This window comes from Halomonas qinghailakensis (genome assembly GCF_025820815.1).
Classification (GTDB): domain Bacteria; phylum Pseudomonadota; class Gammaproteobacteria; order Pseudomonadales; family Halomonadaceae; genus Vreelandella; species Vreelandella qaidamensis.
The window spans coordinates 340,318-359,800 of the sequence record NZ_CP096973.1 but is presented as its reverse complement, the minus strand read 5'-3'; the positions used below and the strand labels follow the sequence as shown (position 1 = coordinate 359,800).

General features: G+C 55.6%; 22 protein-coding genes. 15 read left to right on the top strand and 7 right to left on the bottom strand.

Annotated features, from left to right (window positions below):
* Nucleotides 1-324: 324 nt before the first annotated feature.
* The 4 genes from M0220_RS01660 to M0220_RS01645 form a co-directional block, all read right to left on the bottom strand.
* Nucleotides 325-870 (bottom strand): luciferase domain-containing protein, encoded by a 546-nt coding sequence (locus M0220_RS01660; RefSeq protein ID WP_264018516.1) that lies wholly within the window; start codon nucleotides 868-870, stop codon nucleotides 325-327.
* A 43-nt stretch (nucleotides 871-913) separates the two neighbouring features.
* Entirely contained in the window at nucleotides 914-1,426 is a 513-nt protein-coding gene (locus M0220_RS01655; RefSeq protein ID WP_264018515.1) for a nuclear transport factor 2 family protein, read from the bottom strand.
* A 66-nt stretch (nucleotides 1,427-1,492) separates the two neighbouring features.
* Nucleotides 1,493-2,209, bottom strand: a complete 717-nt coding sequence (locus tag M0220_RS01650) for an outer membrane protein (protein WP_264018513.1) — start codon at nucleotides 2,207-2,209, stop codon at nucleotides 1,493-1,495.
* A 196-nt stretch (nucleotides 2,210-2,405) separates the two neighbouring features.
* Nucleotides 2,406-2,885, bottom strand: coding sequence for an ester cyclase (locus M0220_RS01645; RefSeq protein ID WP_264018512.1), 480 nt, complete (start codon nucleotides 2,883-2,885; stop codon nucleotides 2,406-2,408).
* Nucleotides 2,886-3,014: 129 nt separating this feature from the next.
* Here M0220_RS01645 and M0220_RS01640 point away from each other — a divergent pair, with 129 nt between their 5' ends.
* The gene (locus tag M0220_RS01640) at nucleotides 3,015-3,899 is read left to right on the top strand and encodes a LysR family transcriptional regulator (RefSeq protein ID WP_264018511.1); all 885 of its coding nucleotides are present in this window, start codon (nucleotides 3,015-3,017) and stop codon (nucleotides 3,897-3,899) included.
* Nucleotides 3,900-4,011: 112 nt separating this feature from the next.
* Here M0220_RS01640 and M0220_RS01635 read toward each other — a convergent pair whose 3' ends face one another.
* On the bottom strand, nucleotides 4,012-4,737 hold the full coding sequence (locus M0220_RS01635; RefSeq protein WP_264018510.1) for a GntR family transcriptional regulator: 726 nt from the start codon (nucleotides 4,735-4,737) through the stop codon (nucleotides 4,012-4,014).
* A 172-nt stretch (nucleotides 4,738-4,909) separates the two neighbouring features.
* On the opposite strand from M0220_RS01635, the gene M0220_RS01630 reads away from it, so the two are divergent.
* Both M0220_RS01630 and M0220_RS01625 read left to right on the top strand, forming a co-directional pair.
* Nucleotides 4,910-5,194, top strand: coding sequence for a UxaA family hydrolase (locus tag M0220_RS01630; RefSeq protein WP_264018509.1), 285 nt, complete (start codon nucleotides 4,910-4,912; stop codon nucleotides 5,192-5,194).
* Between the two features lie 2 nt (nucleotides 5,195-5,196).
* Nucleotides 5,197-6,366 carry a UxaA family hydrolase gene (locus tag M0220_RS01625; protein ID WP_264018508.1) on the top strand — a complete coding sequence of 390 codons (1,170 nt, stop codon included), beginning with the start codon at nucleotides 5,197-5,199 and terminating at the stop codon, nucleotides 6,364-6,366.
* A gap of 42 nt (nucleotides 6,367-6,408) precedes the next feature.
* Here the strand turns inward: M0220_RS01625 and M0220_RS01620 are convergent, their stop codons facing one another.
* On the bottom strand, nucleotides 6,409-6,534 hold the full coding sequence (locus M0220_RS01620) for a hypothetical protein (protein WP_264018507.1): 126 nt from the start codon (nucleotides 6,532-6,534) through the stop codon (nucleotides 6,409-6,411).
* Here M0220_RS01620 and M0220_RS01615 point away from each other — a divergent pair.
* The 5 genes from M0220_RS01615 to M0220_RS01595 all read left to right on the top strand — a co-directional run bounded on the left by M0220_RS01615 (nucleotide 6,533) and on the right by M0220_RS01595 (nucleotide 11,555).
* Nucleotides 6,533-7,495 (top strand): tripartite tricarboxylate transporter substrate binding protein, encoded by a 963-nt coding sequence (locus tag M0220_RS01615; RefSeq protein WP_264018506.1) that lies wholly within the window; start codon nucleotides 6,533-6,535, stop codon nucleotides 7,493-7,495. The two genes, M0220_RS01620 and M0220_RS01615, sit on opposite strands and share 2 nt — an antisense overlap.
* A gap of 24 nt (nucleotides 7,496-7,519) precedes the next feature.
* A complete protein-coding gene (locus M0220_RS01610) occupies nucleotides 7,520-9,043 on the top strand; it encodes a tripartite tricarboxylate transporter permease (RefSeq protein WP_264018505.1) in 1,524 nt (507 codons plus the stop codon).
* Nucleotides 9,043-9,543 (top strand): tripartite tricarboxylate transporter TctB family protein, encoded by a 501-nt coding sequence (locus M0220_RS01605; protein ID WP_264018503.1) that lies wholly within the window; start codon nucleotides 9,043-9,045, stop codon nucleotides 9,541-9,543. The genes M0220_RS01610 and M0220_RS01605 overlap by 1 nt, the downstream gene beginning before the upstream one ends.
* Before the next feature lie 63 nt (nucleotides 9,544-9,606).
* Nucleotides 9,607-10,545, top strand: coding sequence for a hydroxyacid dehydrogenase (locus M0220_RS01600; RefSeq protein ID WP_264018502.1), 939 nt, complete (start codon nucleotides 9,607-9,609; stop codon nucleotides 10,543-10,545).
* Nucleotides 10,542-11,555 (top strand): Ldh family oxidoreductase, encoded by a 1,014-nt coding sequence (locus M0220_RS01595; protein WP_264018501.1) that lies wholly within the window; start codon nucleotides 10,542-10,544, stop codon nucleotides 11,553-11,555. Before M0220_RS01600 ends, M0220_RS01595 begins: the two co-directional genes overlap by 4 nt.
* A 12-nt stretch (nucleotides 11,556-11,567) precedes the next feature.
* Here M0220_RS01595 and M0220_RS01590 read toward each other — a convergent pair whose 3' ends face one another.
* Nucleotides 11,568-12,596 (bottom strand): LacI family DNA-binding transcriptional regulator, encoded by a 1,029-nt coding sequence (locus M0220_RS01590; protein ID WP_264018500.1) that lies wholly within the window; start codon nucleotides 12,594-12,596, stop codon nucleotides 11,568-11,570.
* A gap of 248 nt (nucleotides 12,597-12,844) precedes the next feature.
* On the opposite strand from M0220_RS01590, the gene M0220_RS01585 reads away from it, so the two are divergent.
* The 7 genes from M0220_RS01585 to M0220_RS01555 all read left to right on the top strand — a co-directional run bounded on the left by M0220_RS01585 (nucleotide 12,845) and on the right by M0220_RS01555 (nucleotide 19,442).
* On the top strand, nucleotides 12,845-13,072 hold the full coding sequence (locus tag M0220_RS01585; RefSeq protein WP_264018499.1) for a hypothetical protein: 228 nt from the start codon (nucleotides 12,845-12,847) through the stop codon (nucleotides 13,070-13,072).
* A gap of 59 nt (nucleotides 13,073-13,131) precedes the next feature.
* On the top strand, nucleotides 13,132-14,316 hold the full coding sequence (locus M0220_RS01580) for a TRAP transporter substrate-binding protein (RefSeq protein WP_264018498.1): 1,185 nt from the start codon (nucleotides 13,132-13,134) through the stop codon (nucleotides 14,314-14,316).
* Nucleotides 14,288-14,851, top strand: a complete 564-nt coding sequence (locus M0220_RS01575) for a TRAP transporter small permease (protein WP_264018494.1) — start codon at nucleotides 14,288-14,290, stop codon at nucleotides 14,849-14,851. Before M0220_RS01580 ends, M0220_RS01575 begins: the two co-directional genes overlap by 29 nt.
* Nucleotides 14,852-14,862: 11 nt before the next feature.
* Nucleotides 14,863-16,170, top strand: coding sequence for a TRAP transporter large permease (locus M0220_RS01570; protein WP_264018493.1), 1,308 nt, complete (start codon nucleotides 14,863-14,865; stop codon nucleotides 16,168-16,170).
* Between the two features lie 177 nt (nucleotides 16,171-16,347).
* Nucleotides 16,348-17,661 (top strand): histidinol dehydrogenase, encoded by a 1,314-nt coding sequence (hisD, locus tag M0220_RS01565; protein ID WP_264018492.1) that lies wholly within the window; start codon nucleotides 16,348-16,350, stop codon nucleotides 17,659-17,661.
* A gap of 1 nt (nucleotide 17,662) precedes the next feature.
* The gene (locus tag M0220_RS01560) at nucleotides 17,663-18,424 is read left to right on the top strand and encodes an SDR family NAD(P)-dependent oxidoreductase (RefSeq protein ID WP_264018491.1); all 762 of its coding nucleotides are present in this window, start codon (nucleotides 17,663-17,665) and stop codon (nucleotides 18,422-18,424) included.
* Nucleotides 18,425-18,449: 25 nt separating this feature from the next.
* Nucleotides 18,450-19,442, top strand: coding sequence for an alcohol dehydrogenase catalytic domain-containing protein (locus tag M0220_RS01555; protein ID WP_264018490.1), 993 nt, complete (start codon nucleotides 18,450-18,452; stop codon nucleotides 19,440-19,442).
* The last annotated feature ends 41 nt before the right edge of the window (nucleotides 19,443-19,483 follow it).

The window sequence follows — 19,483 nt, the reverse complement described above, 5'->3', positions numbered from 1 at the left end:
TGAAGAATGCAATATCAACGAGCTGTGGTCTGGCCTCCTGCCCGACCACAGGTAACGCGTTCGACAAGCTCTATGGTGCAGGCTGCCCCCTGGCATTCGGCGAAACGTCCGAACTGGGCGGCGGCGGGGCCGTTGGCTGGTCTCAGCTGGGAGGATGTCGGCCGCTGGCTTGCGTGAAGAGGCAGTATAGATGGGGGCTAACGCAGTGATTGGTATTGATCTCGACTACATAGACGATAGCAAGTCGATGCTACCATCGGTCACAATGACATCTTCATGAGGTTAACCTAAAACGGAGAAAATGAGCCGTATCTTTCCTTAGCGTTACCCTGTAGTTGTCTGCCCTGTAATGAAGTTATATGACCCTCGTAACAGCTCAAGCACTATATCCAGTTCAGCTTGATTGGTGGGAGTGTAAATCATCACGAAACCCTCCCAGCCCGCACGCTTATCGGCCCAAGGATGTGCCACCGCCCAACCAGCATCTATCGCAGCACGAGCTGCGTCTGGGTGCAGTGAGGCATGTAAACTGCCATCCGGGTGAAGGTGGGCAAACTCGCGTCCTCCGACGATGGCTTGTGGTTGAGCGATAGGGGTGTCACGCGTCAGCTGAAACCCAACTGCTCCGGGGAGAGAAACGCGGGTAGCGCCAAGAACGACGCCTGGAAACTCATCGACTTGACGTAGCATTTCCTCCGAGAGTTCAGGGATCGGCTGAACGTCGATCTGTACATGTGGCACGCCGTTCGTTGTCTCTGGGCGCACCCCATCTCGCATTGGGAATATCACGTTTTGCGCAGACGCGAGTGTTGCGATGGTGATCAGTGATGCTGCCGCCGCGATTAAAATCAGGTTTGGACGTTTTCGCATTTCATTCTCCTCATGGGCGGAGTCATCGGGATGGTCTGATAACTCAGGTGGCGTGGAACGCCTGACTCACGGCATAGCTGTCCTCAAACCAGTTCCAGAACACGACTTGCCCGTTGCGCACCTTGGCGCGCAGAGCAAACGTGAACTCGTCGGTTTCCACACCAGAGTTTGACAGCCTTAATTTCATGCGACCAAAGACGGCCACGGTATCGCCGGAGGCAAACGCATCCTGGTTTTCCCAATGAGTGACCTGTACATTCTCAGAGAACATGCCAAGGAAGCCGAAGATAGCTTCTTTGCCCTCCCAGGTGCCGATCCATGGAAGGTCTGGGTCGCCTTCGTTTTGCCAGACCATGTCGCCCGCCATAAGCTCGTCCAAGGTGTCCATGTCACCGCCACCCATAGCCCCCATGAAGGCCATGACAGTGTCAAAAGATGCTTTGTCTTTGTCATCCCTATCTTTCGCTGAGAGCGATGTGCTCAATGCAGCAGCTGCAGTTCCGGCTACGGCTATTGTTAAAAATGCTCTACGGTTCATATGTTTCTCCAGTTTCATTTTGGCTTGCTTTGACGGCACAAGATCGTGGCGCCGTAAGTTGTGGCTTTCGTAAGAAGCTGGTTCTTAGAAGTTGACGCGAACGCCGGCCATGAATTCATGCGCACCCGCATCTACCTCAAAACCGTCGGTAAAAGCGTCCGCACCAGTGGTCGCCTTGCCAAGATAGGCGTACTGATATTCACCAAATAGGGAAACGCGCTCATTCAACTCAATGCTGGTACCAAAGCCCGCATTCCATGTGAAGTTTGTAGAAGTTTCATCTGAGTAATTGTCGTAATAGCCATCAACTGTCCCATCAAATGGGTCGAAAGCTGCGACACCCGCGCCACCAAGTCTTGCGGAATAGCTGTTATATGCCACACCGATACCTGCCTTGATGTAGGGGGTGAAAATAGTGTGGGTCGGGATGTCGTAAAAGCCCTCAACGGTGATGGTTGTGCTTTGAAGATCGCCGTCAAGGATGAATTCTTCACCAGTACGCGCACCACTTCCAAACTCCGTTGATCCAAAGGTCGCGTTGCGTCGACTCACGCGCCCCTCAAGGCGCAAGCGATTGTTGAAAGAATAACCAAGTGCTAAAGAGCCTACAGCGCCGTCGCCGCTGTCAAAACCACCAGGAAAATCTGGGTCAACGGCAATATTTTCACCAAAAGCTTCGGCATCATTGGCTTGAAAGCTGCCGCCAATGCTGGCTGAGCCATAGAACCCCTCCGCAGAAGCCACGGTTATGGAGCCTAAAGATGCCCCAGTTATCAGAAGTAAAGATATGAATTTGTGCATCACTGTCGTTTTTCCATTTTTGCAACGTGTCTTTTCGCACGCGAACCAGAACTGACACTTGTTTCTGTTTCGGATGACTGGCTCACGCCAATAGGCGCAAGCCAGTCGGGTTGTCAGCTTAGTTGGCGGTTTCGCTGGGAAGCCAAGGATAAGATTCCATCCATAGCTCCAGCTAATTATCCAATAGTGGTTGTGATTACTGGCCGGAAAGCTGCTGCAAGGCGCTTGCCCAGTCCTCGACATGGTAGGTGCGGACAATCACGCCATCGTCCAGCTCATGAATATCGATGGTCATAATGTCAAAGCTGCGACCTTCGCCATCGACACCGAAAAACGTGTCAGTGGGTGTGCCAGTGGCGCGGCTGCGTACAGTCACAAAATCACCGTCCTGATGCATCGCCTGAACAGACCAGTCAAGGTCGGGGATGAGCTGGGCGAAGAAACCCATCTGGCCGACAAACTTATCGCGAGTCTCGTTCTCGCCAGAGTAGTTGCCAACACTTTCCCAATCCTCCGACGTCACCTCAAGAAATGCCTCGGCAAGCTCTTCGGAGCCCGGATTGCTGAGTAGGTCATAGAACGTTTGCACGGTGGCTTTATCATCGGCTGCAGCATTCGTGGCGATTCCCGCGAAGCAAAGCGAAGCAACTGCAAGAGTGGTTTTTAACGCTTTCATGGTGCTGTCTCCTGGGTGAGGAATAAAGGTGCCACGCAGGCTTGCGGGGCCTTACTGACCAAGATAGACAACCCCAGGAAATAGCATAAGATGGGATGAATAAATTTAACTGTTCGGATTATTTGTATAATGATTGATCGACTGCGTCAGATGGCTATTTTTGCCAAAACGATTGACCATGGGTCTTTCCGTGGGGCCGCAAGGGAACTGCGTTTGTCGCCTTCGGTGGTCAGTCACCATGTCGCGCAGCTTGAGGAGAGTTTAGGCGTTGCATTGATCTACCGTTCGACCCGTAAGCTGACGTTGACACGTGAGGGACACAGGCTGCTATCAGCAACTCACAAGATGCTTGAGGCCGTCGAAGGCGAGCTAGTTGATCTATCGGTTTCCGCAAGTGTGCCAAGCGGCGAACTGCGCATCACGATTCCCTCGGTGTTGTCACAATCACATTTTATTGAGCAAATCGCCGCCTTTAAAAAAACGTACCCTCGAATCACTTTGTTTCTGGACTTCTCAGATACACGTCGTTCGCTTATCGATGACGGTTTTGATATTGCGATCCGAATGGGCCCAAAGGCGAAAAATTCTGCAACGTCACGCAAATTGTTTTCGGTCAGGCGTAAGTTAGTCGCGTCGGCTGAATATCTCGCATCACGGCCGATTCCCGAAAATCCGCAAGATGTTGTTGATTGGGACTGGTTAGCACTTGTGCCAGCACAGAACGTGCCACTGGAGTTCACCGGAGTTGCTGACTCTCAAGCCATCATCAAACCAGAAGCGAGCATCTTTGCAAACGATGCTCAGGCGATTTATCGTTTGGCTAACGCAAGTGCAGGGCTTGCCATCGTTCCGGATTTTCTCGTCAGCGAGGATGTTAAGTCAGGAGCGCTGAAATATGTGCTGCCCGGTTGGGAATTACATGCCATTGATGTCTATGCAACTTGGCCTGCCAACGCGCCTAAGCATGGCCTTATTCACCTGGCGTTGGGCGCTCTGAGCCAGAGCGGAGGCTAACGCTAACATTGACACCGCCTTTGCGGATGGCCAACAGAGGCCATGCCGCCGGGATTCGGCGCTAGCGGTGATGCCAGCGCCTGTTTGAGCAAATTAATCCCCTTAGCCTATGTCACAGCTCGTTCAGGTAGCAGTGGTGCTGGGTGTTACAGCGTGAAACACGGTATTCAAGGGCTTCGCCTTGCAGGCCTCGGGCAATCCGGCGGACTTCAAGCAGCGGTGAGCCAATCTCCACGCCCAGGTGTTTCTGCTCCTGTTGGCCAGCGACAACGGCTAGTAAGCGTTCCTCCGCTTTTGCAACACTCTGGCTGAATTTCTGCTGATACAGCTGATAAAGAGTGTTGGGCAATGTCTGTGGTTCATTTTCTAGCGCCGGGAAGCGCTTGGCATCCACCACCAGATCTTCCAGTAATGCCGGTACGTCGTCCAGCACCCTGATGCGCTGGATATGGACAACAACGGTGCCTTCCTCAATTTCAAGCGCTTGGGCTTCTTCTAGCGTGGCCTGGCGGCATCTGCGCTGCAGTACCCGGGAAACCGGAAGTGAGCGTGAACCATCAAAGCGCACAAAATGAAAAAACTGAAACAACGAACGATCACTGTCGTGGGTGGCAACGACAGTGCCTTTCCCCTGATGACGAATAACCACGTGCTCGTTGGCCAGCGCATCAACGGCCTTGCGCAGCGTGCCCACGCTAACACCGTATTCTTGTGAGAGAGCAGACTCGCTGGGGATGTAAGTGCCCGGTGGCCAAACGCCCGAGACAATACGTGATAGCAGGGCTTCCTTGATTTGCTGATACAGCGGGCGGTAGCTGGGTGCTGGCTGGTCGTTCATGTTCCTTTCCTTAAAGTATTGCTAATAGGGCAGCCACTTCCATCAATGGTTTGCGCTCGGTAACGGTCTTTGCTGGAAACAATAATACCAAAAAAACATACAGAGGACTTGCTATCATCTATCATATGTCATATATATGAGTTGTGGTTTCACAACGATGAGAGGAGACATCATGAGTATCGACTTCGTAGTACATGATGCCGACGATAGTGTTGGCGTTGCGGTGGTCGAGGGGATTCAGGCGGGTCAGGAACTGACAGGCTGGGTCATGCAAGGTGATCAGACAATTACGTGCACCGTTAGTGACCCTATCCCGATCGGGCACAAGCTGGCCGTTCGTGATCTGGCAGAAAGCGATGCGGTAATGAAGTACAGCGTCGATATCGGCCGCGCTATCAAGCCGATCAAGAAAGGCGAGCACCTGCACGTCCACAACGTTAAAACAAAGAGGTGGTAGAGATGGAAATCCAAGGTCGCAAATTTCTGGGTTATCGTCGCGAGAACGGGCGTGTCGGTGTTCGCAATCACGTCATCGTGTTGCCGGTAGACGATATCTCCAACGCTGCTGCCGAAGCCGTTGCCAATAACATCAAGGGCACTATGGCGCTGCCGCATGCCTATGGCCGTCTGCAGTTTGGCCCGGATCTTGATCTGCACTTCCGTACCCTGATTGGTATTGGCAGCAACCCCAATGTGGCGGCAGTGATCGTGATTGGCATTGAGCCGGGCTGGACCAACAAAGTGGTCGACGGTATCAAGGCAACCGGCAAGCCTGTTGAAGGCTTCTGGATTGAGCAGAACGGTGATCACAACACTATCTGTGCGGCATCCAAAAAGGCGCGTGAGTTTGTCCAGTACGCTAGTGAGCAGCAGCGTGAAGAATGCGATATCAACGAGCTGTGGGTTTCGACCAAGTGCGGTGAGTCTGATACGACTTCTGGCCTGGCTTCCTGCCCGACCACAGGTAACGCGTTCGACAAGCTCTATGATGCAGGCTGCACCCTGGTATTCGGCGAAACGTCCGAGCTGACCGGCGGTGAGCACCTGGTAGCAGAACGCTGTGCCACCCCTGAAGTGCGTGCGCAGTTCCAGGCGATGTTCGACAGCTACAGCGACATGATTGATCGCTACAAGACCAGTGATTTGTCCGAGTCACAGCCGACTAAGGGCAACATTGAAGGCGGCTTGACCACTATCGAAGAAAAGGCGCTGGGTAACATTCAGAAGATTGGTAAGCGCTGTATGGTCGATGGGGTGCTGGATAAAGCCGAAACGCCTACCGGGTCGGGCCTGTGGTTCATGGATTCCTCTTCAGCGGCGGCCGAGATGGTCACCCTGTGTGCGGCAGCCGGTTATGTGGTGCATTTCTTCCCGACTGGCCAGGGCAACGTGATCGGTAACCCGATTCTGCCGGTCATCAAACTGTGTGCCAACCCACGCACCCTGCGCACCATGAGCGAGCATATTGATGTGGATGTAACGCATCTGCTGCGCCGGGAAATGGATATGAATCAGGCAGGTGATGCGTTATTGGAAATGATGGTGCGTACCGCCAATGGTCGCCTGACAGCGGCTGAAGCGCTGGGCCATCGTGAGTTTGTCATGACGCGTCTTTACGAAAGCGCCTGATGACGGGTTAGCGCTCCATCCTTGGGTGGAGCGTTTTTGCATTTATTCACTATGACGCAGTAACACCAGGAGCTCTTTTTTCTGATACATGTTTTGGCCTGATGACAGTGCCACAAACGCTGCTCGCAAGTTGACAACGATAAATACAATACTTGGAGAACGAACCATGCGCATCTCTCTATCCATCGGCCTTGCAGCCGGTCTTGGGCTATCAATCGTCAGCGCTTTTACCATGGCTCAGACTGACGAGTTTCCATCGAAAGACATCCAGTACGTGATTCCCTTTGGTCCTGGCGGTGAGTCTGATATCAGCGCCCGGCTGCAGCAAAAGTACTTTGAAGAAATCACCGGTGAGCAGCTGGTTATACAGTATATGCCGGGCGGCGGCGGGGCCGTGGGTTGGTCTCAGCTGGCGGGTATGTCGGCTGATGGTCATACTATCATGGGCTCCAATCTACCCCATATCATCCTCAAGCCCATGGGGCAGGATGTGGGTTTCGCCACTGAAGATCTCAACAACTTTTTCTATTTCCACTATTCGCCTGATGCCATCCTGGTGCGCAATGAAAGCCCCTACCAAACCCTGGATGACCTGATTCAGGCGGCTAAAGAAATGCCCGGGGCGGTCACTTTTTCCGGCAGCGGCACCTATAGCGCCAATGATGTTGCCAACACCCGCTTCCAGCAATTAGCAGATGTCACCACCACCTATATTCCTTTCAAGGGCACTGGCGCAGCGGTGACGGCGCTGTTGGGCGGGCAGGTGCAAGCCGAATGGGGTTACACCACGGTAGCGGCCAACCACGATGATAAGGTGCGCATGCTGGCGGTGGCTTCTGAGGAACGTCATCCCATGTTCCCGGATGTGCCTACTTTTAAGGAGCTGGGCTATGACATGGTAGGCGGTGCTTATCGCGGCATGGCGGTTCCAGACGGCACACCTGTCGAGATCCAGCAGCAGCTCTCTGATATTTTTCAGCAGATCAATCAACATTCTCAGTTCCGCCAGGAGATGGAAGACCTGGGCTTTGTACTGATGGATGTTCCCGTCGATGAAATGGATGCCTTCATGTCTGAGCGTATGGATGTCTATGAGGCGTCGGCGCGTGAATTGGGCCTGATTGATTAATCCCTGCTCCTGCTGAGGAATCGTATGGATATTTTCAGCCATGCATTAGGCGCGCTTTCACCGCTCAACCTAGGGCTGGCGCTGCTCGGCGTTGCCTCGGGTATCATTATCGGGGCGCTGCCAGGTCTTTCGGCCACCATGGCGGTGGCCGTACTGGTGCCGGTGACCTTCGGGATGACGCCGGAATCGGCACTCATCATGTTGGGTGCCATCTACACCGGAGCTATTTATGGCGGCTCCTATTCGGCCATTCTGGTCAATACACCGGGAACGCCTTCGGCGATCGCCACCACCTTTGATGGCTTTCCGATGGCCAAGCGCGGTGATGGCGACCTTGCCGTAACTCTCTCGACGCTGGCGTCCGTGGTGGGCGGGCTTGTCGGTGTGCTGGCCTTGTTGACCCTGGCGCCATTGCTGGCCCAAATAGCGCTTAGCTTTGGCCCGGTGGAGTATTTCTGGCTGGCCATCTTTGGCTTGACGCTGATTTCGGCGCTATCTGAAGGCTCGACCCTGAAAGGCTTTATGGGCGCGGGTTTCGGGCTTTTGCTGTCTACCGTCGGTGTCGCCGTGATCGGTGGCGATATTCGCTATACCTTTGGCTCCCAGGTGATGCTGGGAGGCATTGAAACGGTGTCGGCGTTAATTGGCCTGTACTGTATTCCGGTGCTGATTGATCTGGTGGCCACCCCTGAATCGCACCTCAAGGTGGATGCGGAACAGCGCGGCATTCGTTTGCGTGAAGGGCTCAAGCATGCCTGGATAGGCAAGCTTAACCTGCTGCGTTCGGCCACCATCGGCACCGGGGTGGCAATTCTGCCCGGCGCGGGCGGCTCGATTGCCAGCCTGGTGTCCTACTCAGAGGCTCGGCGCGCTGCCAAGGATTCCAGCTCCTTTGGCAAGGGCAACCCTCAGGGGGTGCTGGCCACCGAGGCGGCGAACAATGCCACCGTAGGCGGGGGCTTTATTCCCACCCTGGTGCTGGGGATTCCTGGCACGCCACCGGATGCTGTTATCCTCGGGGCGCTGTTGGTTCAGGGCTTCCGCACCGGACCGGAACTCTTCACCACTAATGCCAGTATTACCTACACCTTTATTGCTGGCTTGTTCATCGCCACCTGCTTGTTGTTGCCGTTGGGGCTAATGATTGGGCGCTACGCGTTCAAGTTTATTATCACTATTCCCAAGGCGCTGTTGGTACCTACCATTGCCTTCATGACGGTGATTGGCACTTATGCAATTCGTAATAGTATTAGCGATGTGATCATCATGCTGACCCTAGGTGTCATCGGCTGGCTGCTTAACCGCTATGGCTTCAAGCCTTCACCGATTGTGCTGGGGCTGATTCTCGGTCCCATCGCTGAACAAGGGTTCGTACAAGGCTTTTTAATCGGACGTGCCAGCGGCTCCTATGGCATGACGTTCTTTGGTGGCCCTATTTCGTTGACGATTATCGCGTTATCGCTAGTCAGTGTTTTTTATCCAATGATTAAGGCGCGGCGTCAGCGTCAACAAAATGCTGCCGGTGATGCTCATCAGGAGGTGCTGTGATGGCGAAGACGCTTTCCAGGAACAAGGCGGCTCCCAGGATTCAAGCGGCATGTTCGGCACGCTCCGAGTACATAATGCCGATGCTGTTCATTGCCTTAGGCGCGGCGTGTCTTTGGCAAAGCCAGGGAATGAGCCAGCTTGGCAGTATTTTTCCGATCACTATTGCGATTGTCACTATGCTGGCCGGTGTCTTACGTATCGGTCAGCTTATGATCAGTGGCGTGATCAGCAACACTGAGCGGGAGACGGGCTCCACCCTGCGGCGGGTACTACTGGTGCTGGCGATGACCGTCTGGGCGCTGGCTATGCCATGGGTAGGCTTTCTGCTGACCGGGTTAGTTAGCTTCGTCATACTGATGGCGGTAGCACAATATGAACAGTGGACCCGTAAACGGCTGATCAGCCACTTGCTGACAGGAGCTCTGTTGGTGGCGTTTTTCTACACCCTTTTTGCACTGCTGCTCAACGTTCCCTTACCGCTGGGGCGATGGTGGATGTAAGCAGCATATTACCCTTTCTACCGGGGTTGGCCCGGCAACAAAAACAGGCGTACAGGAGTACTCATGGCCAAAATCGTGATATCTGAATTCATGGATGAAGCGGCTGTTGATCATCTTAAAGACCGCTTTGAGGTCGTTTACGACACAACCCTGGTAGATCACCGCGACTCACTGCTTGAAGCGCTTGCGGATGCTGATGGCATCATTGTGCGCAACCGTACCCAGGTCGATGACGCCTTACTGTCTGCAGCCCATGGACTCAAGGTCGTCGGGCGCCTGGGGGTAGGGCTGGATAATATCGATATGGAGGCCTGCAAGGCGAGAAATGTCGCGGTGAAGCCGGCGCATGGCGGCAATGGGAGCTCGGTCGCCGAGTACGTGCTGACCGGTATTCTGTTGCTGCGTCGTCAGGCATATTTTTCCAGCCAGGCCATGCTGGCAGGCGATTGGCCGCGTCAGGCGCTGATTGGCCGAGAAGTCAGCGGATGTGTCCTGGGGCTGGTCGGCTTTGGCGCTATTGCCCGGGAAACCGCCCGGCGCGCGCTGGCCCTGGATATGCAGGTTGTGGCTTTTGATCCCCATCTGCCGGCAGAGGCGCCTGAATGGGCGGGTGTAGAGCGCCATGCAAGCCTTGAGAGTCTGCTGGCAGTGTCTGATGCGGTCAGCTTGCACGTTCCTTTGACCGATGAAACTCATCATCTGATGGATAAGGCGGCGTTGAACGGCATGAAGCACAACGCCGTGCTGGTGAATGCAGCCCGTGGCGGTATTGTTGATGAAGCCGCGTTGGCAGCCGCGCTGCGTGAGGGGCGGCTGGCCGGGGCGCTGCTGGATGTGTTCGAGCAGGAACCTTTGCCAAGCGGCTCGGTGCTGGAAGGCGTGCCGAATCTTGTGCTTACTCCGCATATTGCCGGGGTCACCGAGGAATCCAACGCGCGTATCAGCCAGATGACCGCCGATAACGTGCGTGGTGTGCTCGATGCTACGGAGGTAGGCGCATGAGTGACAATGTCGTCATCAGTGTGGATCAGGCGCGTGAGCTGGCAATGGCGGCCATGCATGGCCGTGGCTTTGGTGAGGCTGAAGCGGCGGCGACGGTCGAAGCCTTGCTGGGAGCAGAGCGCGATGGCTTGCCGTCTCATGGCCTTTCACGGCTACCGTTCTACCTGGATCAGGCTGCCAGTGGCAAGGTGGATGCCTCCGCGGTTCCCCAGGTAGAAACCGACGGCGCCGTGGTGCGCGTAGACGCTCGGCATGGTCTGGCGTTTCCGGCGGTAGAGCGCGGCCTTGAGGCTGGCTATGAATGCGTGGCGCAAGCGGGTATAGCGGCGGTGTCTATTGCGCACTCTCATCATTTTGGGGTGGCCGGTACGCCAGTGGAAGCCGCTGCCCGCCGTGGCTATTTGGCGCTGGCGTTCAGTAATGCGCCGTCTGCCATGGCGCCCTGGGGTGGCAAGCTGCCTCTGTTTGGCACTAACCCGATTGCCTTTGCCTGCCCGCGCCGTGACGGTGACCCGCTGCTGATTGATCTCTCTCTATCCAAGGTCGCTCGCGGCAAGGTCATGTTGGCCAAGATCAAGGGCGAGCCAATCCCCGAAGGTTGGGCGCTGGATACCGAAGGGCGTGTGACCACTGACCCGGATGCTGCCATTGCAGGCAGCATGGTGCCCGCTGGCGATGCCAAGGGAGCCGCGCTGGCGCTGATGGTGGAGTTACTGACAGCGGGTCTGACAGGCAGCAATTTTGGCTTCCAGGCGAGCTCGTTTTTCGAGGCTGAAGGCGAGCCGCCGGGGATTGCCCAGCTGATGTTACTGATTGACCCGCAGCGTTTTTCTCAAGGCTTTGTTGGCCACGCCGAAAGCCTGTTTGCGGCAATGCTCGACCAGCCAGGTGTGCGGATTCCCGGTGAGCGGCGTTTTCAACTGCGCCGTGAACAAAATGACACTGTCACGCTGTCCACTGATCTGGTGGCGGCCCTTGAACAGCATGCTGCGTTTGCCGGGCAGAGCTAAACAGGGTTCAAGCTAGCCAGCAGGTGGCGCCGGGCCGCTAGACCCGCGCAGCACCAAAGGGGCATCAAGCAGTTGCTGGTGGGGCGGGGTTTCGCCATCAATACGGGCAATCAGTGCATCGGCAACGCCGTGCCCGATATCAATGGCGGGTACGGCCACCGTGGTGAGGGCGGGCGTCATGAAACGTGCCTGCGGCAGGTCATCAAAACCGGTGACCGAAAGCTGCTGGGGGACATTGATTCCGGCCGCCTGGGCCGCCAGCAGCACGCCAAACGCCAGGGTGTCGTTGCCGCAAAGTATGGCAGTTGGCCTGGGCTGAAGTTGCATCAGAGCATCAAAGGCCTGAAAGCCTTCAGCAATGCCATACTCGACGGTCATGACATGGCTGTCAGGAATGGGGCATCCGGTCTGTTCGGCGGCCTGAATAAAGCCTTGCAGGCGTGCCCGGGCACGGTCATTGCTGGTGACGGGGGCGCTCAATACCGCCAGGCGGGAATGCCCTAGTGCCAGTAGGTGTTCGGCCAGTGCCTTCGAGGGAGCCGTATTATCAAAGCCTATACATGGCCAGTCAGCGTCGTGGAGGCCATGCCAACAGCTCAGAAAAGGCATCTTGCGGCGTTTAAGCGTGGTCAGGACGGCAGGGCGATGGTCATGGCCGATCAGTACCATGCCATCGACGCCTTGTTGAATGAGAGTTCGCAGGGCATCGAATTCGTCATCCAGGTCATAGCGGTAGGTGGCAATCAATAGACGGCAATCATGATGTTTAAGGCGCTGTTCAAGGCTGTTGATGGCAATGCTGAAAATCGGGTTATCCAGGGTGGGCACCAGGACGCCAATAGCCCCTATGCGCCGTGAGGCCAGGGCGCGCGCCGTGCCATGGGGAACATAGCCCAGCTTTGCGATGGCAGCCTCAACCCGTGCCTGGAGTGGCTTGCTGACATGCGGTGCCCGGTTAAGCACCCGTGATACGGAGGCCGTGGAAACGCCTGCTTCACGTGCTACATCTGCCAGTAAAGCATTTTGTAGTTTGTTGTTCATAAAGCATTTTTTCCTTTGCTGCGGCTTTTCTGGGATGCCTTACCTTAATAGCAAGAATAGATGAAATTTTTTCTGGACAACTCATCTATATGAGTCTAGTTTGAGGATACAGCTTTGTAAGCGCTTACATAACAATTTGTACTGGATGTGGTGCAAAGATGCTAGTTGCAAAGGTGACCGACAAGGCTGAATAAGAAAATCTGACAGGCAAAAGATAATTACAAGAACAAGCGTTGAGGAGTCAATGTATGTCTGATCCATCTCAAGAACCTTCTGGTAATAAGGGGTTAGGGGTACTCATGTGGGTAGCCTTTGGTCTCTTTGTCGTCTTTTTTCTGAATGTTGCCCTCCAGCGTTTCAGTCCCGGCCTGGTGGAGCTTTCCGCCGCCCAGGAAGCGATGTTGCTCGTGGCGGCCACCGGTGTCTTTATCTCTGCCTGTTTGAAGCTGGAAGCCCGACATTCCCATAACGCATGACGTGGCCTGTTAAAGGCTTAACAATAAGTACCTTAACAACAAGTACAAGGAGCACGCTGATGTCTCTGTTCAACCGTTTCGATATATTTAAACCGGGTGTTTCTGGTGAACCTAGCCTACCAGAGCGTCGTCAGTTCATGTTGGCGGCAGGACGCTATGGTTTTAGCGCCGCCGTGGTCGCTGCCGTGGGTGGGACGCTGTTCTCAGAACAGGCTCTGGCGCAAACCGCTCAGGAAGAAAGTGCGCTTCAGGCCGCTGCTGAGATGACCATTGTCCTGGCAACCGGTTACCGGGTAGGCGCGACTCGTGCGTACCCGATCATGCAGCTGAACTATAAGGAAAACCTGCAGAACTTTACCGGCGGCAGGGTCTACGTCAGGCTGGCGCCAGCGGGCGAGTTGGGTGTTGGTGATACCCTGATCAGCAAGGTTCAGAACGGCTCGGTAGCGATTGCCCAGCACTCCATGGCCAACCTGGCGGCCTTTGCCCCGGAAGTGGATCTGATCAATATTCCTTACTGGTGTGGCAATAACCAGAACCTGATTAATCTGGTGACATCATCTGCCTGGCAGAATGTGGTGCATAACAAGATTGAGGAACGTGGTTTCAAAGTACTCAACTATATATGTATCGACCCGCGCACAGTGGCGGTTCGCGAGGGGCTGCTGGATGGCCCGGCGCGAACGCCGGAAGACATTGAAGGTATCAAGTTCCGGGTTCCTGGCTCGCAGATTCTGCAGAAGGTTTACCGCCTGCTAGGGGCAAACCCGACACCAGTGGCATGGGGCGAAACCTCATCTGCCATGCAGCAGGGCGTTGCAGATGCACTTGATCCGAGTGTTCAGGCACTGCTGGTCTTCGGCTTTACGGATGTCCTGAAGAGTATCTCCACTATCCAGTCGGTCGCTGATGCCCAGGTATATACCTGCAACAAGGAATGGTTCGACTCCCTCTCAGCGCCTATTCAGGATGGCGTGATGCAGGCGGCTGAAACCACTTTCCGTGAAAATCTGGCTAAGGTGCCTGCGGCGCGGGCATACGCTTACAACCAGATGCGTCAGGCGGGTGTCGAGGTATATAACCCGACAGATGACGAAATTGCACAGTGGCGTGACCGCTGTGGCCACCAGCTGTCGGATTGGGACGAGACCAAGCTGGAACTGGCGGGATCAATGGACGTCTTTGAGCAACTACTGGCGGCTACGGAGGAAAGCAATGGCTACTACGTCGACAGCAACAGCTAAGATGTCCAAGTGGCGGGCTTTCCGGTTGCGTTGCGACAAGATCGACCGTAGCGCAGAGCGCTGGCTGCTATTGACCTTTTATGCGCTCATCATCCTGACGATTGCCATTGAAGTCTTCCGGCGCTTTGTCATGAATTACTCCTCGTCCTGGGGCGAGGAGGTTGCCCGCTACGCCTTTATCTATCTGGCCTGGTTGGCGGCGGCGGCCGCCGTCAGGGATCGAGCGCATATCCGTATTGATGTGCTGGTCAATCTGGGTGGCCCCAAGATGAAGCGTCTGGCCTGGTGGCTGGCGGATATTGCTACCCTGGTGCTGGCGGTCTGGGCGTTATGGCTATCGATTGGCCCTATTCTCACCTCGATCAACTTTGGCTCTATTACACCGGGTCTACGGGTATCGCAGGCTTTCTTCCTGGCGGCAGTGCCCCTTGGCTTTACGTTGGTGGTGTTACGGGTGGTGCAGTCCATGCTGGCTGATATTCGCCGCATGCGTCGTGGTGAACCTGTTTTTGACGGCCAGAAGCTGTTCGACTGAGGGAATTCGTTATGGAATTTATGACCTACCAACCCGCGGCAGCGGATCTAGGGTGGAGCTTTTTTCTGCCCATCCTGGGGCTGGTCGCCATGATTGCGCTGGGTGTACCCATCTGGGTGGCGATTGGGCTGGGTACATTGGCGGCAATGACGTTTACTGAAGCGTTGCCTTTGTCCGTGTTTGGCGCGTCGCTTTTTGAAGGCATCAACGCCTTTGCACTGATTGCCGTCCCACTCTTTATTCTGACCGGGGATGCGCTGGTGCGCTCGGGTCTTTCGGATAAACTCTTGAACCTGGCGCAAGCCACTGTCGGCAGCTTTCGCAGTGGCCTGGGCAGCTCCACCACCCTGGGGTGTGGTTTCTTCGCGTGTATTTCCGGCTCTGATGCGGCCGGTGCAGCGGCTGTTGGGCGGATGACCATTCCCCGCTTGGTGGAAAGAGGCTATCCGCTGCCCGCAGCCTGTGCGCTGGTGGCAGCAGGTGCCTGCACGGGTATTCTGATTCCGCCTTCGATTGCCTATATCGTGATTGGTCTAGTGCTGGGTATGCCCGTTTCCACGTTATTTCTGGCCGCTGTTATTCCCGGTATTCTGGTCATGCTGGCCATCATGCTGACCAATGTGGTGCTTAACCGCATGCACGGCTTTGAAAAGGGCCATGAGCGCTTTTCACTGCGTAACTGGCTACATGCAGTCTGGGATGCGCGGTGGGCACTGTTCGTTCCTGTGGTGATTCTGGGCGGTATCTATTCGGGCATCTTCACGCCCACGGAAGCGGCATCCGTGGCCGTTGTGGTCGTTGTGCTGGTCGGTTTCAAGCAGGGCACCTTAAGACTGAGCGATATTCCACGTATGTTGGAATCCTCGGCGCGGGTATGTGGGGTGATAGTACCCATCATTGCGATTGCGCACCCGTTGGCCCAGATGCTTGCCAGTCTGTCTATTCCACAAACCATGGTGGGTAGCATCACCAGTATTACCGATTCGCCTGTGTTGATTATCCTGATGATGATTGGTGTGCTGGTATTGGCCGGCTGTGTGATGGAAGCCACGCCAAATATTGTCATTCTGGCGCCACTTTTATTGCCCCTGGCACAAATGGTCGGTATGGATCAGTTCCATTTTGCGATCCTGATGATTACCACTCTGGGGCTTGGGTTTATAACACCGCCGTTAGGGTTGAACCTGTTCGTGGTGGCAGGGTTAACGCGCTGTTCGGTGCTGGCTATCGCACGCTATGCGATCCCCTTTGTACTGGCAATGCTCTCGGTCGCGCTGCTGGTGGCCTTTGTGCCCTGGCTGTCGCTGTGGTGGCGTTAATATCTCTGTTTTTTCCTGAATGAAGTGACTGAAAAACGGCCGTAACCTGGCGCGAACATAAATTGTAAGCGCTTACAAAAACTCTGAGTGTTTAACCCTGAAGGTGCCTTCGAGTCTCAGGCAGCACTCCTGGCACCTTGATGAAACGTCAATAAAACAACGTTGAGGAATACAAAAATGGCGATTACCTATTACAAAAAAGCCGAAAAGAATGCATCCACTGGCTACGATCAGACACAGGAAGTGGTTGCCAGGATGCTGGCTGAGATTGAGGCCGAGGGTGAAAGCAAGGCAAAGGAATACTGCCTTAGCCTGGATGGCTGGCAGGGCGATATTGTGGTTAGCCGTGAGCAGATCGAAGCGGCCAAGGAGAAGGTGCCTGAGCAGCTCAAAAAAGATATCGAGTTTGCCTACGAGCGCGTTAGCCGCTTTGCCAAGGCCCAGCGAGACAGCATTCAGGAATTTGAAACAGAACTCTCGCCTGGCCTGTTTGCTGGCCAGAAGCTGATCCCCATGGAAACCGCTGGTTGCTATGTGCCGGGCGGGCGCTATGCGCATATCGCCTCCGCGATCATGAGTGTGGCGACTGCCAAGGTCGCGGGCGTCAAGAATGTGGTGGCGTGTTCCGTTCCCCGCGATGAACAGGGCATTCATCCGGCGATTCTGTATGCCATGGACCTGGCCGGAGCCGACACCATTCTGCAGATGGGTGGCGTACAAGGTATTGCCTCCATGGCATTTGGCCTGTTCACCGGTAAGCCAGCCGATATTCTGGTAGGGCCGGGTAACCGTTTTGTTGCCGAAGCCAAGCGCCAGTTATTCGGGCGTTGCGGTATTGATATGTTTGCTGGGCCAACCGAAATCGGCATCATTGCCGATCATAATGCCGACCCTGATATCGTGGCGGCGGATCTGGTGGGGCAGGCCGAGCACGGCCCTGACTCTCCTGTCTGGCTATTCACTACCTCTAAAGAGCTGGCCGACGCGGTGACAGAGCGGATGCCTGGCTTGATCGAGTCGCTCCCGGAAACCCAGCGTAAGGCCGCTGATGTTGCCTGGCGCGATTATGGCGAGATCATCATCTGTGATACCCGCGAAGAAGTGGTGGAGGTCAGCGACCGTTATGCCTCTGAGCATTTGGAATTGCAGGTAGAAGACCTCGATTGGTGGGTTGATCGGCTGACGAGTTATGGCTCCCTGTTTGTCGGGGAAGAAACCACGGTTGCCTTCGGGGATAAATGTTCCGGCACCAACCACATTCTGCCTACCAAGGGCGCTGCGCGTTATACCGGCGGCCTGTCAGCCCAGAAGTTCCTCAAGATTGTCAGTTATCAGCGTCAGAGCCGTGAAGCAACCCGCAGTGTGGCGGCTGCAACGGCGCGCCTGTCGCGCTGTGAAGGGATGGAAGGCCATGCCCGCACCGGTGATGTTCGTCTGGCTAAGTATTACCCGGACGAGACCTTTGATCTGGTGATCAACGAGGAGATCTGATATGCAGCCGGACTTCAGTCTCAAGGGTCAGGTAGCGTTGGTGACCGGCGGCAGCAGCGGGCTGGGTCGCACCATGGCCGAAGCACTGGCAGCAGCGGGTGCCCAAGTGGTGGTGGCGGCTCGGCGGCGTCAGGCGCTTGATGAGAGCGTGACGGCAATCGAAGCACAGGGCGGCCATGCGGCCGCCCTTGTGGCCGATCTTGCGGCACCCGAGTCTCTTGATGATATTGCCCACCGGGCGGCAGCGCCTTTTGGCGATATCACCATTCTGGTCAATGCGGCGGGTGTCAATTTACGCCAGCCAGCGGAAGAGGTTGACCTGGCTTCCTGGCAGTTGACGTTACAGCTGCATCTGGGCACGCCGTTTTTCCTGTCGCGTGCCCTGGTGCCCGGTATGCGCAAGAAAGGCTATGGGCGGATTATCAATCTGGCCTCTTTGCAGTCGCAGCGGGCCTTCCCCAATAGCGCTCCTTACGGAGCAGGCAAGGGCGGGATCGTACAGCTGACCCGAGCCATGGCGGAAGCGTGGTCTCAGCATGGCATTAATGCCAATGCCATTGCACCGGGCTTTTTTCCAACCGAACTGACGGCACCGCTGTTTAACGACCCAACTGCCGCTGGGAACCTGGCGGAGCGCACCGCGATAGGGCGCAATGGCCAAATGGCCGATATTGCGGGGCCGACTGTCTTCCTCGCGTCTCCGGCTGCTGGCTACGTTACCGGGCAGACGCTCTATGTCGACGGTGGTTTCACAGCCAAATAATCTCACCCAGTGAGGAGATCGTATCATGCGAGCATTGTATTACGTTGGCCCGGAGCAGGTTGAAATGCGTGAGGCAGAGGAGCTGCCATTGGCGGAGGGCGAATCCCGGGTGCGCATTCAGGCGACAGGAATCTGTGGCTCTGATCTGCATGCCTTTCATGGCCATGATCCGCGCCGAAAACCGCCCTTGATTCTGGGGCATGAGGCAGCGGGTGAAGTGATAGAAGGACCGCTGCTGGGTAAGCGGGTTACCATGAATCCGCTGATTATCTGCGGGCATTGTGATTACTGCATGGAAGGTCGCCAGAACCTGTGCGCCAATCGCACCATGATTGGTATGACCCGCCCCGGCAGCTTTGCCGAAACGCTGACCATTCCCAGTCACTGCCTGATTGAGCTGCCTGATTCCCTGTCTGCGGAAGCAGCAGCGCTTACCGAGCCTGCCGCCACGGCCTTGCACGGTGTCAATCGTCTTGCCGCCTGCCTGCCAAGGCCGCTTTCTGAAGGGCGGGTGCTGGTAATTGGTGGTGGCGCGATTGGCTTGCTGACCGCGCTGATTCTGCGCCACAAGGGGGGGCGTCATCTACAGGTTGCTGAAACCAACCTGCCCAGGCGAAACACTGCAGAAAAAGCCGGATTGACAGCGTTTGATCCGCGCAGTGAGGCGCCAGAGGCCGATGCCTTTGACGCGGTTTTTGATTGCGTTGGTTCAGCACCGACACGCCAAATGGCGGTGCACTGTATACGGCCTGGGGGGGCGATCATGCACCTTGGCTTACAGGATAACGAAGGAAGCCTGGATACTCGCGCGATTACGCTCAAGGAAGTTGCTTTCCTGGGCGCGTATACCTACACATCCGCCGATTTGAGGGCCACCGTTGACCTGTTGGATTCCCAGGCGCTGGGCGAGCTTTCCTGGGTAGAAGTACGCCATCTGGAAGACGGTGATAGCGCCTTTGCTGACCTGGTGGCAGGGCGTACCCCAGCGGCCAAGGTGATACTCAAGCCTCACGGTTGAACCAGTAACGTGTGAGGTATCACGGATAACCACCCTCTGAT